A 16,624-nucleotide genomic window follows, 5' to 3' on the forward strand; every position below is an offset into this window, starting at 1 on the left:
AAATTACCGTCACCAAAAATTAGTGACGGTAATTTATTATATTTACATCATTACGATTATTAACAATAAGAAAATTGAATAATTCTTTTATTCTTTTCTTAAAGGAACTTTATACTACTTATGGTACGTTTCAGCCTGATTAATACTAAACGCTCTATCAATCCTCCTATGTTACTCATTCAACATTTGAACATTTATATGGTTAATAGGTGAAAATTCATCTAGAACATCTGATTTTTTTCATAACAAAGGTCCATACGGCTCAAGAACTCGCCGCATGGACTGGTTTGTTTCTATAGTTGCTCGCCGCAAAATGACGAGAAATATTCTAAAAAAATACAATATCAATACAGAATGCTTCCTAACAAATTACTTAAGAAAAACTCTTACCGTTGAATCTATTAAAACATCCAGCAAAATTGGTTTTTTCTCATTAAACGCTTTCCCAAAAGCTGGTTGGAGTTCTTCAGGTTTTTCAATTCTTATCGAATCGATTCCAAATCCCTTTGCCACACTAACAAAATCCACTGCAGGTTCGTTTAAATCCATTCCAGGAAAAACGTTTTGTTTTGCAGATTCTCCGTCGATATTCAGAATTCCGCCTTTAAGAATCATGTAGCTTTGATTATTCATAATCACAAAAACAACTGGTAGGTTATGCTTGGCGGCATTCCATAAAGATTGGATATAGTAAAGTGAAGAGCCATCCCCAATCACATTGACTACCCTTTGATCAGGACGTCCTAACTGAGCACCAAGAGAAGCCGGCATACCGTATCCAAGACCGCCGCCCTTTAACGCGATAAGACTGCCAGGTTGATTCAGTTCCAAATAACTATGTGTGAACCTTCCGGAGGTCACGGATTCATCAACCACCAAAACATTCTCAGGGAGTGCTTTATTTAGTTCATATACGACTTCAGCAGGGGATAATGGAACTTGTCCTCTCGCTCCTTCTAATTCTTTCAAACGCTGTTCATCACTTTGTTTTTTCATTAGTAAAGTTTTTTCTTTTAAACTTTCAAATCTGGCTCGGTCCTCATTACTAGCATGAAGGTCGATTAGTTCTGTAATCTCTTTAACTGCGATTCTTGGATTTGCCAGAATAGCAGTATCAACATGCATATTTTTTCCCAGCTCCCACTCTCCGCTGTTAATAGCAATCACCTTGGTTCCTGGTTGAATAATAGGTCTGTCAAAATAAAGTAATGGAGCTTGACTCGTTACACCAACAAAAACGACTACATCTGCATCTTTGAGTACCTTCTCGATATATGGACCGTTAGGCAAACATCTCCCTGCATACTGTGGATGTCCATAAGGGAAGTTTAAGCGAGAGCATTGATGCTCAACATAAACCGGGGCTCCGATCATCTCTGCAAGTTGAACCATCTCGTTCAAACCTTCACAGCTTGCTAATTGATCTCCAACCAAAAAGACAGGGTTCTTAGCTTGTCTAATTAAAATAGCAGCATTTTGAACAGCTTCAAGGTCTCCCCTTGTATTAGAGGAAACAACGGTTAGAGGAATGGGTTCTGCATCTACCTCTTGCCAAAGTACATCAGAAGGAAGAGAAAGGAAAACAGGACCCATCGGTTCAGTTAGGGCCATTTTGAACGCTCTATGTAATACTGTCGGTAATTCTTGAGCGTTTTTCACTTCCCAGCTCCATTTAGTGTAATCCTTGACCATGCTAACCATTTCGCCCCAGAGTGCAGGTTCTTGTATAGCGAGTCTAGTGTCCTGCTGCCCGGCTGTGACAATGAGAGGGACCCCCGCTCGATAGGCATCGTATACGTTCCCCATACCATGAGCAAGACCCGGAGCTGCATGCAAGTTAACAACGCCTGGTTTTCCCGTTGCTTGCGCATAACCTGCCGCCATACCAACACACACATCCTCGTGTAATGAAACAATAAATTCAATATCTGGATAGTTCACCAAACCATCGATTAATGGCAATTCAGTTGTCCCTGGATTTCCAAATAAATACTCTACCTCGTATTCTTTCAAAGCCTTTAAAAAAAAGTCTCTACCTAGCATTACGTCACACCCTTATATTTTAATAGAAGTATGGCCATGCTTTGATTTTGTTCTATCTACAATAGAATCATGGCCATTTTTTTATTACGATCGATTCCACTTTCAAACTGTAACAAAACACTGTTCAAGAATCGAACGCAGTTCTGGCGGAATGACTTCGGACTGTTGTGTTTGAAAGTTAAAACAAACGATAACAGCACTTCCAGCTGCAATCATTGCACCCGTATCTGCTGATTTAATTTCGTGCGCCAATGTATAGCTTTTGGTTCCGATTTTGGAAACCCTCGTGGAAAGAGTTAGCGTTTGATTTGCATAGGCCTGAGCCAAATAATCACACTGTGCTGAGGCCACAATGAAATTCATTTCTCCCCTATTATCTCTGTCGTAACCAATTGCTTTAAAAAATTTTGTTCGTGCTTCTTCCATATATATAAAGTAACTAGTGTTATTGACATGACCTGCTGCATCTGTCTCACAAAACCTAACATACACATCGATTTCAGGAATGTTATTCATGTTCAAACCCCTTTCTATTGACTGATTCTTAATACTTCTTGATTATTCCTGCCTGTTTCCTTTGCCAAATCGTACATTTCCTGTCGATAACCCTCTATGCTCATACTATAGGGTCTTTCATTCTCTTAAAATATAATTCCCATCACCTTTTACTAAGTTTCTAATTTATTAGGAAGCTCCTACTTCATACAAGAAGCTCGTCACCTACGCTTCACTTGTTATTACAAAGAAACGCCACCGTCTATTGCAATAATCTGTCCCGTAATATAATCACTTCCATTGCCAGCTAAAAAAAGTGCCGCTCCTTTCAGTGAGTCAGGATCCCCCAATTTTTTCATGGGATTTTTATTTATTATTGCAGCCTCTCTTTGGTCAAGTACGTGCTTTGTCATTTTCGTTTCAAAGAATCCCGGTGCAATTGCATTGACATTTACTCCATACCCCGCCCATTTTCTTGCTAAATCTTTCGTAAAATGATGGACCGCTGCTTTACTTGTACTGTATCCAATTGCATTTAGGACTTCCGGAGGTTCTGCCTTCAGCCCTGCAACAGAACCGATATTAATAATCTTCCCCTTGCCGCGACTGATCATATGTTTTCCAACGGCCTTTGACATTAGAAATGTGCCGGTTACATTCACATTCAAGACCTTTTGCCATGCTTCAAGCGGCATATTCTCCACTTTTTCTCCCCAAGTAGCCCCGCTATTATTGACGAGAATATCGATTTGGCCAAAATCAGAAAGAACGGCTTCCATTGTGTCAACTACAGCTACTTCACTGGCTACATTGCATTCATATGCCTTTGCCTGTATAGAGAACGTATTTTTCAAATCCTCTGCGGTTTCCTGACAATTATGTAATTTTCGAGAACAAACGGCTACATTTGCACCATATTCCGCAAATACTTCTGCGATCACTCTTCCCAATCCACTTCCCCCGCCTGTAATAAGCGCTGTTTTTCCACTTAAATCAAACAAAGATTTCGTCATATTTTTCCTCCTATTAGGTCTTACTTGAGATAATCCTTAACGAACCTCCAACAACATCGACTGGAGACTGAACCTTCTTCATCCATTAAAGCGAGGTTCTGTGCTTAGTCAGTTCTTATTTCTTCCCCTTTTATTAATGCAACTTGCGTGCCAAGTTTTTAACGGGATAAACGGCTATATTTTATATGAATAAATCGTTAAATAATTCAATAATGAATTATCTCTCATCTATTCCGCCTTTTATAGCTATTCATTATTGTATCGTTAATTCATTTATGAATAACTTACGGATACTTCACTCCTAAAAACGAGCTAATGGAGGTCTTTATCAATAAATGGCTTCACACCGTGTACAAACATGAAGTAAAGCCGACAACATTTGAACGTGCAGAACGTGTGGTCAAAAATCATATTCTCCCCGCTTTTGCTAAATGTGAAATGAGTTCAATTAAAACCTATGACGTCCAACAATTTTTATCGCGCAAATCGAATGACGGCCTATCGCCTGCCACCGTCAAAATTATTCCCAATATCCTAAGCAAGGCATTTCAAACAGCCATCGATTGGGAATTAATCCGTAAGAATCCAACAGAACGTGTAAAAGGGCCATCGATTGAGAAAAAAGCAAAAGAAACATGGACAGCGGAAGAAGCAAAAACATTCCTAGAAACTTGTGATGAACTTCGGTGGAGAGTGGCCTTTTCATTGGCCTTGAAGTGGGACAATGTTCATTTGGAGAAACAAACCTTAAAAATACAAGAATCCCTTGCCTATACAAAAGAACATGGGCTCATCTTCACCACACCTAAAACTTCTAACTCATTCCGCGAAGTTGTTATTCCCGCTAGCCTTATCGAATTATTGCAAGAACTGAAAGCTGAACAAGATGGAATAAAACAGCGGATGGGTACAGCTTACCAAAACTTCAACCTTGTTGTTTGTACGACAGATGGTAAGCCTGTACACCCTCGTAATTTAGTCCGCACCTTCGACCGACTAATCAAAAAAGCGGAAATGAAAAAAATATCTATTCATGGATTACGACACACCAATGCAACACTACTAATGAAACAAGGCATCAATTCCAAAATTGTCAGTGAACGTCTCGGTCATGCAAATGTCGGCATTACATTAGATATCTACTCCCATACTGATTTGGATATGCAAATAGAAACGGTGAGCAAATTAGAGGAAATGCTTGGTTAAAAGTGAAGGAATTCTGTTTATAAATCACAACAAGAAAATGACGTGTAAAATGGTACACGTCATTTTCTTATTTCCCGTACATCTTATTCAACTATAGCGCCCGATTGCTGAAGATCAATTAATTCATTTTTTTAAAACTTCCCCCCTATTAAATTTCAATAAGTATAGGAACAATCATTGGCTTTTTCTTAGTATGTGTATATACATATTGTCGTATTGATTTTTTTATTTGTTTTTTCATTACATTCCATTGGTTTCTATTTGCTTCTTGTAACTCGTTAACAATTTTTGTAGTAAGTCGATTAACGTCTTCGCGGAATTCCGAGAAATCTCTATCCATAAATCCACGAGAAATGGTATCGGGTTCAGAAAGCAGTTTTCTTTCCGCTTTGCTCATAGTTAAAACAATCATGAGCATTCCATCCTCTGAAAGCTGTTTGCGGTCTCGTAACACAAATTCCCCAACATTACCGACATCCCCCCCGTCTACGTAGGTATTCCCAACCGGTATTTTCCGGGTCTGACGGGCAATGGTATGTTCAATATCGACGACATCGCCATTATTGATGATAAACGTGTTTCCTTGCTCTACTCCAACGGATTCAGCTAACAAACGGTGATGGTGTAGCATTCTAAATTCACCGTGAATGGGAATAAAATATTTTGGTTTCATTAATGTAAGCATTAGTTTTAAATCTTCTTGATAACCATGGCCGGAAACATGCATTCCGGATGTACTTCCTAATCCATAAATCACTTTGGCTCCAAGTGCAAATAAGTTGTCTACGATATTCGTGACATTTCGTTCATTCCCGGGTATTGGACCTGCTGCAAAGATAACCGTATCTTCAGGTAAAATGTCGACACCGCGAAAGTTTCCAGTGGACAGGCGGGCAAGAGCAGCCAATGGTTCTCCTTGACTCCCGGTGCATAAAATAGCCACCTTTTCAGGAGCCATTTCATTGATTTCATGTGGGTCAATTAACATTCCATCAGGAACTGTTAAATAACCATGTTCCATAGCAACCGCTACGACCTTAACCATACTTCGTCCAAGCAACGCAAGTTTTCGATTTGTTTTTTGCGCTGCATTCACGACTTGCTGAACGCGACTAATATTTGAAGCAAAGGTAGAAAGAATAACTTTGCGTTCGGCTTTCATGAAAGTTGCTTCCACATGTTCACCTACCATTTGTTCCGATGGGGTCAAACCAGGACGTTCTGCGTTGGTACTCTCAGACAATAGAAGCAAGACCCCTTCTTTGCCGATTTCAGCCATTTTATGAATATCCGAATGCTCATTATTCGCAGGTGTTAAATCGAACTTGAAGTCCCCCGTATGTACAATATTACCCTCTGGTGTGTGAAAGACCATTCCCAAGCAATCAGGAATACTATGGGTTACTTTGAAAAAGCTCACACTCATTTCTCCGATTTTCAAGTTTGAGTTTGAGTTGATTTCAACAAGTTCGCTTTCTCTTAGAAGTTTATGTTCTTTTAATTTGATTTCAATTAATCCTAGTGTGAAGCGTGTGGCATAAACGGGTACATTCAATTTTTTTAAGAAGAACGGGATCCCCCCGATATGATCTTCATGTCCATGTGTGACAATTAAAGCCCTGACTTTATCTTTATTTTCTACTAAGTAAGCTATATCAGGGATAATCAAATCAATTCCTAATAAACTTTCATCTGGAAACTTATTACCACAGTCGATAATCACGATATCGTTTGAATATTCGATTGCATACATATTTTTCCCGATTTCATTCAAGCCGCCTAAGGCGAAGATAGATAATGCATTCTCTTTTGTACTCAAATTTATATCCTCCCACTTTAAATTTTTAAAAAGATTCAGCGCAAGAAGGCTTTACCCTGCTGACAATAATGTGACCATTGGAAACTCTTACTTTCCCTACGTTTTTATTTACATACTCCAGAAATCATCATAATCAACGTTTTTTCCTGTTAAGTCACGCAAGGCCTTTATAACCTTTCGGGCATTCTGCATTGTTGGTCCATTTTCATGTTCTACCTGGCATAATCTGCTGATTGTACCCCGACTAACCCCACTCTTTTCAACAACTTCCTGTTGCGTTAATTCGTGACGATCTAAGAACTTACCAAACTTGGAACGCCTTTTTCCTAATGAAAACCAATCCATACATGAACCTCCTTGGCAGATACGAAATGTTAAGATTCGCCTCTTTTCATCAAGCTTGGTCAACAATTTAATTTTTTAAACTTCACGAAAATTATAATACAAGAGGGTCTAGACTTTTGTTTCATTTTCCGAGAGTGTCTAGAGCTTTGTGTCAAAAAACAAGAGCGTCCGAACTTTTGTGTCACTCGTCAACACGAAAATATAAACTGATTAGACATAAATCCCTAAACTTGGATACCCTCTGTCTGTTGTTGCTTTGTAATAAAGATTGATTAAAAGCACCTCACAAACCGGTATTTTACGATAAATAAAAAGAATCCATTTTGAAATAAAAGCTTTCCATCGGATTTTTAGAAGATGACTGTTTAAAACGCTATGAAGAAGATACCGAGAAATCGCTGATTTTATGAAATTTTACAAGTATCCCCAAAAGTCTTTTTTTGTAGGAAGTGAGATGGTTTGCAATCCTCTTTATAGAAATCTTTTTTTGTTCCAACATTGAATAATCTATTAATAAGAGAAACCCCACTCATTTGAAAAGTGGGGTTTCTCGACAAGCTGAAAGGATAGATGAAGATCATCTATCCTTATGCTACGTTAATTTTATTATTTTCTACTGATACAGTGATTACAGTTACGTTTTCGCTATTAATAATTAAAGAAGTGATTTTATCTTCAATTTGCTCTTGGATGACGCGTCGAAGTGGTCGAGCACCAAATACACTGCTATAACCTAGTTCCGCAATCTTTTCTTTTGCTTCCTTATCAATTTCAATCGAAATCCCTTGTTCTTCTAATGTTTCTTTAAGCTCTACAATCATAATATCGATAATTTCCACGAGGTTCTCTTTTTGTAGGTGATTAAACTCAATAATCGAATCGATACGGTTTAAGAACTCAAGCTTAAAGTAATTTCCGATTTTGTCGATAATATTTGAGTCTACTCCTTCCTGTTCGTCACTACCAAAACCAATTGAACCTATTTTTTTACTGCCAACACCAGCATTTGAAGTCATGATAATAATGGTTTCAGTAAAGCTCACGACTCTTCCTTGGCTATCCGTTAACCTGCCATCTTCCATGATTTGAAGAAACATATTCATGACATCTGGGTGTGCTTTTTCTATTTCATCTAGCAGAATAATTGAATAGGGGTTTCTACGAACTTGTTCCGTTAACTGACCTGCTTCCTCATGTCCGACATAGCCAGGAGGTGAACCAATGAGCTTAGAAACAGAATGCTTTTCCATATATTCACTCATATCTAAGCGAATCATCGCATCTTTACTGCCGAATAATTCTTCTGCAAGAGTTTTCGTTAACTCGGTTTTACCTGTACCCGTTGGACCTAAGAATAAGAATGAAGCTGTTGGACGTGTTTTAGGTTTTAATCCTACGCTTGCCCTTAAGATTGCATTGGCTACTTTTTCAATTGCTTTATCCTGACCAATAATTTTACTTGCTAGTCTCTCTTTCAAGTCTTTCATTTTTTGTTGTTCTGCTTTTTGTAGCTTTTGTACAGGGATTCCAGTACTATTTTCAATAATCTCTTGGACCATTTCTACGGTAATATCCTTCGTTATGTCGCCTGAGTATTCAGATAATATTTGTTTTATTTCTCTCTCTTCATCACGAAGAATCGCCGCTTTTTCGTAGTGCTCTAATTTCGCTGCTTGTTGTTTTTCTTCAGCAATTTCTTTTAAGCGCTGTTTTAAATAGTTAACATCTAGCCCTCCATGAGCAAGGTTTAGCATTGCACCGGCCTCATCCATTAAATCGATGGCCTTATCTGGTAAGAAACGATCTTGAATATAGCGTTTTGATAGTGTGACACATGCTTTTAGTACATCATCTGAATACGTCACATCGTGATACTTTTCATATGCTGGCCGAATTCCTTTTAGAATATCAATCGCTTCATTAACAGACGGCTCTTTAACGATCACCGATTGGAAGCGACGCTCAAGTGCTGGATCTTTTTCAATCATGCGATACTCTTTCATCGTTGTTGCTCCAACCACTTGGATATCACCGCGCGCTAATGCTGGTTTTAATATATTCCCTGCGTCCATTGAACCGTTAGAAGTACCTCCAGCACCAACCATCATGTGCAATTCATCAATAAACAAAATGACGTTCTCACGTTGTTGTAATTCAGTAACAAGTTGTTTCATTTTTTCTTCAAATTGTCCTCTGTAAGCTGTACCTGATACAAGTGAACTAATGTCTAGCAAATACACTTCTTTCGTTTTTAGTTTCGCAGGTACTTTGCCTTTAACGATTTGAAGGGCAAGGCCTTCAACAATCGCTGTTTTCCCTACACCTGCTTCACCAATTAAGACCGGATTATTTTTTGTACGACGGTTTAGTATCTGAAGGACACGTTCAATTTCTTTATCCCTACCGATCACGCTATCAATTCGCCCTTCTTTCGCTTCATTCGTCAAGTTCCGTCCATGTTGATCAAGAAAACCGTTTGTTTCACGATTCTTTGGCTGGTTTACATTGACATGTTGCTCGGACTGGCTGCCATCTGAGTCCAATTGATTGAACATTTGGTTATCAAAATCAATGGAATCGTTTTCCAATTTTTGTATTGCGATTTCATAGCATTCTGTACACAAACTAATTTGGCTTTGATTCTGATCAAAAGATATTTTTAACTTATAACTCGCCTGCGTTGTTTGACAGTTTTCACAAATCATATTTCAATCCTCCTTTTGACCTTGACTATTTTTGACTATAAATATATGAAAAAGAGCCACTTCTATTAGTAGGCCCAGTGAACTTTTTATTAAGTTTTTTCTATTATATTGTACTTCTCATAACATTTCTACAGGTAATGGTTGGGTGTATACCCAACCTAGTAAACGTTTATTTCACCATACTCTTTGAAACATAAGAATCATGTAATGTAATTATCAGTCTATTTTTGCCCAAGTCTCTCTTTTGCTAATATAATTAGTTAATAATTTGATTACTAATCCACTTTTGGAACTTGATATTAGAATGGCGTTCATTATTTTTTTCGTTTAAATACTTGACTAGGTTTAGTCATTGCATCAAAAGCTGGCGTTTATCTTGAACCACGAAATCTCATTCGTAAGTTTAAAGCTCCTACGAAGAAAGCAGACGTTCCTGACATTCCTTTTCACAATTTGAGACATACTCCTGCCACGATTTTGATGCAAATGGGCGAAAACCCCAAAGTGGTGAGCGAACGTTTAGGACATGCCAGAGTAGGAATTACACTTGATATCTACTCGCATACAAATGAAGAAATGCAAAAGAAAACAGCCAATCGATTTGATGATCGCTTCTAGACATAACGAACAAAGAAGCACATAAAAACAAACAATGGAATCCTTATGACTGTAAGACAAAGCGACAGTCTCGTGCAGTTTCTGTGCAGTATTTGTGCAATGTATAAAAACCCAGGGATAAAATGGATATGCCAGAAAACAAAGAAAAAGCCCAAACCCTCGATACAAAAGAATTTGAGCCTTGTTTAAATGATGACCTGTGAGGGACTTGAACCCCTGACCCCCACCCTGTCAATTTTCCGAACCACCTTTTGAACTATCTGCAAATTCCTTTTGAAATTCTTCAGGCCCAACATTTGTAGGTTAAGCATATTTTAAAAACATCTTCTTTCTTACTCTATTTTTTCAAAATCATTTCACCAAATCAAAGGCATTGACTCGTTGCAAGTTTGCAGATACTTCGTAGGATGCTGGGGTTATTTGTTTAAGTTCATCAAGGGAAATGCCTGCAACAATTTCCTCAAGATATAGTTGTCCGCTGCGAATTTTAAAGACTGCGTATTCGGTGATAACTGTATCAACCCTCCCTTTTGCCGTTAAAGGATAGGTACAGCGGGGAAGGATCTTCGGTTCACCTTTCGCATTCAAATGGGTTGTTGTAACGATTACTTTTTTCGCGCCAGCAACTAAATCCATCACACCACCGACTCCTAGAACATCTTTTCCTGGTATCGCCCAGCTGGCAATATCCCCGTTTTCCGCTACCTGCAGTGCCCCAATGACGGTAGCGTCTAAATGTCCGCCGCGCATCATCGCAAAGGATAGAGAACTGTCAAAAAAGGAGGTATGTGGCAGTTGAGTAATTGGCTGTTTTCCTGCATTAATTAAATCTCGGTCTACAAAACCCTCAGCCGGTGCCGCACCAACGCCTAGAATACCGTTTTCAGAATGTAAGGTTACTTTTCCCGGAGTAAGGTAATCAGCCACTAATGTCGGGATACCAATACCTAGATTCACGATGCCTGTCTTTAATTCCTGGGCAGCGCGCCAAGCAATATAGTGTCTAATTGATTCCAATTTCATTAAGCATTCACCACTCTTTTTACGATGACATCAACAAATATAAAGGGTGTAACGATTGATTCTGGGTCAAGTTCCCCAATCTCTACAATCTCCTCTACTTCAACAATGGTTAGATCTGCAGCCATCGCCATAAGTGGATTAAAGTTCCGAGCCGTTTTACGGTAAATAAGATTGCCCGCTTTGTCAGCCTTGTACGCTTTAATAAGAGCAACATCGGCACTAAGTGAATGTTCAAGGACATACTCACGATTATTAAAATAACGAGTCTCTTTTCCCTCAGCAAGCTCCGTTCCAGCTGAAGTCGGCGTATAAAAAGCTGGAATGCCAGACCCGCCTAAACGCAATGCTTCTGAAAATGTTCCCTGTGGGATTAACTCAATGTCGATACGCCCTTCGTTATATGCTTTCATGACTGCTTTATTTGTTGTGAAATAGGAACCGATAGCTTTTTTTATTCGATTCAATAAAAATAATTCATTTAAATTCGAGCCTTCAGTTATATTATTGCTCATAATCGTTAATTCAGTGACCTCATCACGATTCATCACCGCCTGAAGTAAATACTCCGGGATACCAGAATCTCCAAACCCTCCAACCATCATTGTCGCACCATTAGCGGGTATTTTTGCAATTGCGTCTTCCGCTGTTAGAAACTGAACATTTGTTTCAACCTGATTATCCTTCACATTTTGCATATAATCATCCTTTCATTTTGAAACTTAAAGTGATGTTCGATTATGCTTTTGAAAACCCGCAACCATTTGTGGATAGATTTTATCAAGTTTATAAATCCATAGAAATATCTCGATACTGATCCCTATAAAGCTATCACTATCTTTTGTATTACTAGATAATGCAAGAGATATGCCAAAATGAAAACGCTTAACATATGGGTTTTTATTGACTTAATATGTTTTTGCATATGCATTTTTGCATAAGATGATGGTTTTTTGCATATTATCCGATTGCTTTTGTTTATTTAATTTGCTAATATAACTGACGAACGTTCGTAAAATACGAGGTGATTATATTGAAAAGTAATGAAATTAAAGAGGCAGCTCTAAAATATTTCACCATTCATGGTTATGAAGGAGCATCCCTCTCTCAAATTGCTGAAGAAGTCGGTATAAAAAAGCAATCTATTTACACCCATTTTAAAGGGAAGGATGATCTTTTTCTGCAAGTTTTGCGTGATGCGAAAGAGACTGAGCTATCTTCGAAACTTCAATATTTCAATAAAATCGATTCACAAAATCCCGAAAAAGATTTATACGGATTTCTAAAATTGGTCATTGATCTTTTCCAAAAAAATGAGCAGTTAAAGTTTTGGCTACGTATGTCTTTTTTTCCACCAGCACATCTTTCAAAAGCAATCGAAGAGGAAGTAATCGATATCGAGGAGAAGGTGCAGGCGATACTAGAAAGCAAATTTCAGGATTGGATCGATGCTGAAGTAATAGTCAGAGATGTAGCAAAAACGCCGACTTTCGCCTTTTTGGGAGTAGTCGATTCTATTATGCTGGAGCTTGTATACGGAAATGATGAGGAGCGGCTGAAGGATAAATTAGAAGCCTCTTGGACAGTATTTTGGAGAGGTATTTTACATCAATGATTGGAACAGAAAAGAGATGTTAATCCATGAAGAAAACAATAAAAGAACAAAAAGCGGTATTAATTATTCTTCTAAGTAATATATTCATTGCATTTCTAGGAGTTGGTCTTATCGTCCCTGTTATGCCGTCTTTCATGAATATCATGCATTTATCAGGAAAAACGATGGGCTATCTTGTTGCGGTATTTGCGGTCGCACAACTGCTTATGTCACCACTCGCAGGACGCTTTGTTGACCGTTATGGCAGAAAGAAAATCATCATAATCGGCTTACTCCTTTTTGGTGTATCAGAACTTATCTTTGGTTTAGGCACGAATGTTTGGGTGCTTTATCTATCAAGGGTTCTAGGGGGAATTAGTGCCGCCTTTATTATGCCGGGTGTTACTGCATATGTTGCAGATATTACATCCGTTCAGGAACGGCCCAAAGCGATGGGCTATCTTTCCGCAGCCATTAGCACGGGCTTTATTATAGGACCTGGCATCGGTGGCTTTATTGCAGAATATGGAATACGTTTCCCCTTCTTCTTTGCGGCATCTATTGCTTTTTTAGCATGTATTTCATCCATATTTATCTTAAAAGAGCCGCTAACCAAGGAACAGCTTGCAGAAATTTCTGCTAATACAAAGCAAACAAACTTTATAAGCGATTTAAAAAGATCGCTTAATCCGCTTTACTTTATTGCATTTATCATTGTATTTGTACTCGCTTTCGGTCTATCAGCATACGAAACTATTTTTAGCCTATTTTCTGATCATAAATTCGGTTACACGCCGAAGGACATTGCAGCCATTATTACAATAAGCTCAATCTTTGGCGTTATTGTACAAATATTTATGTTTGGAAAAATGGTAGATATACTCGGTGAAAAGAAACTGATTCAATTGTGTTTAATCATAGGTGCAATATTGGCGGTGGCGTCCGCCGTGATCTCTAGCTTTTTGGCAGTGCTTGTGGTAACTTGCTTCATCTTCCTTGCATTTGACTTGCTTCGTCCGGCATTGACGACATTTTTATCAAAAGCGGCCGGGAAAGAGCAAGGATTTGTTGCTGGTATGAACTCAACCTATACGAGCTTAGGCAATATCGTCGGGCCAGCGATGGGCGGAATACTCTTTGATGTAAACATCCACTATCCTTATCTTTTCGCTGCTGTCATAATGGGAATTGGCCTCGTTATTACAGTCATGTGGAAAGAAAAACAACTAGCAGAAGGCTTAGCGGAATAAGTAAACTTTTTTATAAAATCGAAACATAAATTTGCTAGATAAGAATCCATTTTGATCAATCTTTTTCAAAATGGATTTTTCTTTGTTTACTATAAAATAAGGGTTTATGGAATATTAAAGAGACTTCTCATTCATTTTACTAGAGCCCCCATTAGCGTTAGGTCTAAACGAACAGTTCTCTTGTTTTTCTATGGATTATAGCTTCCATTAATCCATCCAATGTTCCGCCGCTAGTTCTATTTAAAAGATACTTTTTATTAAATAGGTTAATGAAATGATCTTCGTGCCCATGAAGTTCATCAGTTGGATACACAAATATCCTCGTGGTATCATAAGCTCTAAAGCTATCTATCGATAAAATGGAATTTTCTTTACTTCCGAATAGTAACCGGTCAAATTCTTTTTGTTTACTCCAATGAGACTGAATACGTTTTTTAATATTACCACTTCTACCGATATAAGCTTGAGCATATTCATCTAGCACCATAATATAATATCCAGGAACCTCACTTAACGGAACAAGATCAGTAATTTCCTTAAATAATTTAGTTTTACTGATAAATGTCATAAGTTCTTTATTAAATTCCAGCTTAGATAATAAATCAAAATACTCTATATTCAAATCATAATTAAATAAGCTATCTTCTACATATTTATTTATCTCTGAATCAGAGTAAACTTTTCCTGTATCTAACGAACTTTTATTATTTACTTTTATGTAATTGTCTCTTGTTAGTTTTAATCCATCAGATTTTTCACGTATATTTACCCCAAAATGTTTAACCATTTTAACTTCTTACCCTCCTCCTATATATACAATATTGTAACAACTATAAATGTTTATAGAAACTTTTTTAAGTCTCATTACGGTCTATGACAGCTATTGCTGGAGTTATCGTTGAGGCAAAAAGAAAGCACGGGACGGTCCCCGCGCTTCTCTGTTTTTGTATATCTACACATTGGATAGTTAGTAAATGATAATAAGCATCTATTGAGAAAGGTGAAATATCAGTTTTTCGGGTAGAATAGAAATGTAAAAATAATGTTATGAAAACCATCATATTTTGTGTTTGGATAATTTTCAACATACTTCCTATTTTATTTCAATAGCACCATCTACATTTACTTCAAAAAAACCCCCTTTTTCCATAGCGATGTGTCCGGATGAATAAGGTTCATTATCAATAGTGAGGTATACTTTTGCCACTCCATAATACTGGCCGAAGGTATTAACAATGCTTTGAAGAATCATTCCTTCATACGCAGCACCGGCACTCATTTCTGTTAAAAAAGCTTGATTCAAGTCAATGTACAAATTGTTATCTTTATTTAAATACAAACTGTTAATTTTTGTGTTTTCAGAGAATACCGGTTCTACTGTATTCGGTACGTTTTCTTTATAAGCATCTTCTAAAACCTTTTTGGTTATAGAGTTTGTCAGGAATGAAAGCTCCCTACTTTTAAAATACAGCTTATCATCATCAATATTAGGGTAGTAAAAAGTAATTGTTTGGACTAACGGGGCGTTTTCTTCAATTTTACTCAAAGAAGAGGATACCTCCATTCCCTCTGAAAAAAATGAAGTTTTTACTAAACCTACTCCTTTAGCATAGTAATCAATGCTTCGTCCATTAGAGCCTTCTGTCGTTACCTCAATCGCTTTATAATTTCCGGAAGGAGTCGATACATCCACAGAAGTATTGGTTATAGTTCTAACACTCGAGTCCTTGAGTCTCCAAGTTGTTCCTTTTTTTAATGGTTCCATTAATAAGGTTTCTTCATCCCCTGTTTTTGTTTCTAAAAGGTTTTCTCTATAGTAAGCCTCTGCTCTTGAGTAGGTGCTGGTTAACTTACCATCTTTTAATTCAACGACACGAGCCATAACGGTTCCGCCATTATCGATTCTTTCTTGTAATTTGTTCTCGGAAGTATAATCAACGTAAACATTAAATGAAGCGTATTCATTTCCTTTTCCATCGTATATATATCGAGTATTTTCTTTAATTGGGTAATAATCTTCAATTTTTAAAGATTGGACCGAAGGGGCTTTCTCCTTAGTATTCACTTCATTATTATGGTTGCTGGAGTTACTTTCTGATTGGCATCCAGCCAATAAAATAACAAGTGCTGCTGAACCTATTAATATACTTTTCTTCATGTTAATCTCCTTTATCATTCGTCTATTCCGTGTGCTTATAGGGCTTTTATTATGTATTGTAGAATTTCTTGGACAAAAATCTTTATTTTTTCGATGCCTTTTTGAAGGGAGGCCAGTTGCTCTTATAAAAAACGGAATTGTGGATAGAGAGGCACTGAAAAAAGCCGATAGTAAAAAAATTTCCCTAGCAGAAACCGCCACCGAATCCTGCACTAGCGCCATTACAAAAAGTACCAAGGACTTTCCTTGGTACTTTTATAACGGCAAATACACGATTAACACTTTGCGCATTTCTATTAACTTGCAAGCTCTGTATCTAATTGGACTCCTGTTGATAATATTTCATCTATATATTGAA

At 37.6% G+C, this 16,624-nt stretch carries 15 protein-coding genes; 4 read left to right on the forward strand and 11 right to left on the reverse strand.

Annotated elements, in window-relative coordinates; translation table 11 throughout:
• Window positions 1-369 precede the first annotated feature (369 nt).
• The 4 genes from V7068_RS11330 to V7068_RS11345 all read right to left on the reverse strand — a co-directional run bounded on the left by V7068_RS11330 (window position 370) and on the right by V7068_RS11345 (window position 3,551).
• Complete coding sequence (locus tag V7068_RS11330; protein WP_499712871.1) at window positions 370-2,043, reverse strand: thiamine pyrophosphate-binding protein; 1,674 nt, start codon at window positions 2,041-2,043, stop codon at window positions 370-372.
• A gap of 102 nt (window positions 2,044-2,145) precedes the next feature.
• A complete protein-coding gene (locus V7068_RS11335) occupies window positions 2,146-2,559 on the reverse strand; it encodes an acyl-CoA thioesterase (protein ID WP_499712873.1) in 414 nt (137 codons plus the stop codon).
• A gap of 14 nt (window positions 2,560-2,573) precedes the next feature.
• Window positions 2,574-2,663 carry a Spo0E family sporulation regulatory protein-aspartic acid phosphatase gene (locus V7068_RS11340; RefSeq protein ID WP_353738300.1) on the reverse strand — a complete coding sequence of 30 codons (90 nt, stop codon included), beginning with the start codon at window positions 2,661-2,663 and terminating at the stop codon, window positions 2,574-2,576.
• Window positions 2,664-2,780: 117 nt separating this feature from the next.
• Window positions 2,781-3,551 (reverse strand): SDR family oxidoreductase, encoded by a 771-nt coding sequence (locus tag V7068_RS11345; RefSeq protein ID WP_499712875.1) that lies wholly within the window; start codon window positions 3,549-3,551, stop codon window positions 2,781-2,783.
• A 315-nt stretch (window positions 3,552-3,866) separates the two neighbouring features.
• Here V7068_RS11345 and V7068_RS11350 point away from each other — a divergent pair, with 315 nt between their 5' ends.
• On the forward strand, window positions 3,867-4,757 hold the full coding sequence (locus V7068_RS11350) for a site-specific integrase (RefSeq protein ID WP_499712877.1): 891 nt from the start codon (window positions 3,867-3,869) through the stop codon (window positions 4,755-4,757).
• Window positions 4,758-4,905: 148 nt separating this feature from the next.
• Here V7068_RS11350 and V7068_RS11355 read toward each other — a convergent pair whose 3' ends face one another.
• The 3 genes from V7068_RS11355 to V7068_RS11365 form a co-directional block, all read right to left on the reverse strand.
• The gene (locus V7068_RS11355; protein ID WP_499712879.1) at window positions 4,906-6,576 is read right to left on the reverse strand and encodes a ribonuclease J; all 1,671 of its coding nucleotides are present in this window, start codon (window positions 6,574-6,576) and stop codon (window positions 4,906-4,908) included.
• Window positions 6,577-6,684: 108 nt separating this feature from the next.
• Window positions 6,685-6,921, reverse strand: a complete 237-nt coding sequence (locus V7068_RS11360; protein WP_127760332.1) for a helix-turn-helix transcriptional regulator — start codon at window positions 6,919-6,921, stop codon at window positions 6,685-6,687.
• A gap of 587 nt (window positions 6,922-7,508) precedes the next feature.
• Entirely contained in the window at window positions 7,509-9,626 is a 2,118-nt protein-coding gene (locus V7068_RS11365) for an ATP-dependent Clp protease ATP-binding subunit (RefSeq protein WP_499712881.1), read from the reverse strand.
• Between the two features lie 351 nt (window positions 9,627-9,977).
• Between V7068_RS11365 and V7068_RS11370 the strand changes: the two genes are divergently transcribed.
• A complete protein-coding gene (locus V7068_RS11370; RefSeq protein ID WP_499712891.1) occupies window positions 9,978-10,244 on the forward strand; it encodes a tyrosine-type recombinase/integrase in 267 nt (88 codons plus the stop codon).
• A 351-nt stretch (window positions 10,245-10,595) separates the two neighbouring features.
• Here V7068_RS11370 and V7068_RS11375 read toward each other — a convergent pair whose 3' ends face one another.
• Together V7068_RS11375 and V7068_RS11380 are read right to left on the reverse strand one after the other, a co-directional pair.
• Window positions 10,596-11,267 carry a 3-oxoacid CoA-transferase subunit B gene (locus V7068_RS11375; RefSeq protein ID WP_252295182.1) on the reverse strand — a complete coding sequence of 224 codons (672 nt, stop codon included), beginning with the start codon at window positions 11,265-11,267 and terminating at the stop codon, window positions 10,596-10,598.
• Window positions 11,267-11,962, reverse strand: a complete 696-nt coding sequence (locus V7068_RS11380; protein ID WP_499712883.1) for a CoA transferase subunit A — start codon at window positions 11,960-11,962, stop codon at window positions 11,267-11,269. Before V7068_RS11380 ends, V7068_RS11375 begins: the two co-directional genes overlap by 1 nt.
• Window positions 11,963-12,297: 335 nt before the next feature.
• Between V7068_RS11380 and V7068_RS11385 the strand changes: the two genes are divergently transcribed.
• Both V7068_RS11385 and V7068_RS11390 read left to right on the forward strand, forming a co-directional pair.
• Window positions 12,298-12,879: a TetR/AcrR family transcriptional regulator gene (locus V7068_RS11385; protein ID WP_499712885.1), complete on the forward strand. Its 582-nt coding sequence runs from the start codon at window positions 12,298-12,300 to the stop codon at window positions 12,877-12,879.
• Window positions 12,880-12,905: 26 nt separating this feature from the next.
• The gene (locus V7068_RS11390) at window positions 12,906-14,108 is read left to right on the forward strand and encodes an MFS transporter (protein WP_499712887.1); all 1,203 of its coding nucleotides are present in this window, start codon (window positions 12,906-12,908) and stop codon (window positions 14,106-14,108) included.
• A gap of 163 nt (window positions 14,109-14,271) precedes the next feature.
• On the opposite strand, the gene V7068_RS11395 is transcribed toward V7068_RS11390, so the two are convergent.
• Both V7068_RS11395 and V7068_RS11400 read right to left on the reverse strand, forming a co-directional pair.
• Window positions 14,272-14,895, reverse strand: a complete 624-nt coding sequence (locus tag V7068_RS11395) for a GIY-YIG nuclease family protein (RefSeq protein ID WP_499712889.1) — start codon at window positions 14,893-14,895, stop codon at window positions 14,272-14,274.
• Window positions 14,896-15,201: 306 nt separating this feature from the next.
• Complete coding sequence (locus V7068_RS11400; RefSeq protein ID WP_499712890.1) at window positions 15,202-16,266, reverse strand: GerMN domain-containing protein; 1,065 nt, start codon at window positions 16,264-16,266, stop codon at window positions 15,202-15,204.
• Window positions 16,267-16,624 lie beyond the last annotated feature (358 nt).

The organism is Bacillus sp. JJ634, assembly GCF_036962285.1.
GTDB lineage: Bacteria > Bacillota > Bacilli > Bacillales > DSM-1321 > Peribacillus > Peribacillus asahii_A.

What these genes read in the sequence shown, in the direction of transcription:
- V7068_RS11330 (WP_499712871.1), bottom strand. Translation starts at nt 2,043, where the DNA reads ATGCTAGGTAGAGACTTTTTTTTAAAGGCTTTGAAAGAATACGAGGTA.
- V7068_RS11335 (WP_499712873.1), bottom strand. Translation starts at nt 2,559, where the DNA reads ATGAATAACATTCCTGAAATCGATGTGTATGTTAGGTTTTGTGAGACA.
- V7068_RS11340 (WP_353738300.1), bottom strand. Translation starts at nt 2,663, where the DNA reads ATGAGCATAGAGGGTTATCGACAGGAAATGTACGATTTGGCAAAGGAA.
- V7068_RS11345 (WP_499712875.1), bottom strand. Translation starts at nt 3,551, where the DNA reads ATGACGAAATCTTTGTTTGATTTAAGTGGAAAAACAGCGCTTATTACA.
- V7068_RS11350 (WP_499712877.1), top strand. Translation starts at nt 3,867, where the DNA reads ATGGAGGTCTTTATCAATAAATGGCTTCACACCGTGTACAAACATGAA.
- V7068_RS11360 (WP_127760332.1), bottom strand. Translation starts at nt 6,921, where the DNA reads ATGGATTGGTTTTCATTAGGAAAAAGGCGTTCCAAGTTTGGTAAGTTC.
- V7068_RS11365 (WP_499712881.1), bottom strand. Translation starts at nt 9,626, where the DNA reads ATGATTTGTGAAAACTGTCAAACAACGCAGGCGAGTTATAAGTTAAAA.
- V7068_RS11375 (WP_252295182.1), bottom strand. Translation starts at nt 11,267, where the DNA reads ATGAAATTGGAATCAATTAGACACTATATTGCTTGGCGCGCTGCCCAG.
- V7068_RS11380 (WP_499712883.1), bottom strand. Translation starts at nt 11,962, where the DNA reads ATGCAAAATGTGAAGGATAATCAGGTTGAAACAAATGTTCAGTTTCTA.
- V7068_RS11390 (WP_499712887.1), top strand. Translation starts at nt 12,906, where the DNA reads ATGAAGAAAACAATAAAAGAACAAAAAGCGGTATTAATTATTCTTCTA.
- V7068_RS11395 (WP_499712889.1), bottom strand. Translation starts at nt 14,895, where the DNA reads ATGGTTAAACATTTTGGGGTAAATATACGTGAAAAATCTGATGGATTA.
- V7068_RS11400 (WP_499712890.1), bottom strand. Translation starts at nt 16,266, where the DNA reads ATGAAGAAAAGTATATTAATAGGTTCAGCAGCACTTGTTATTTTATTG.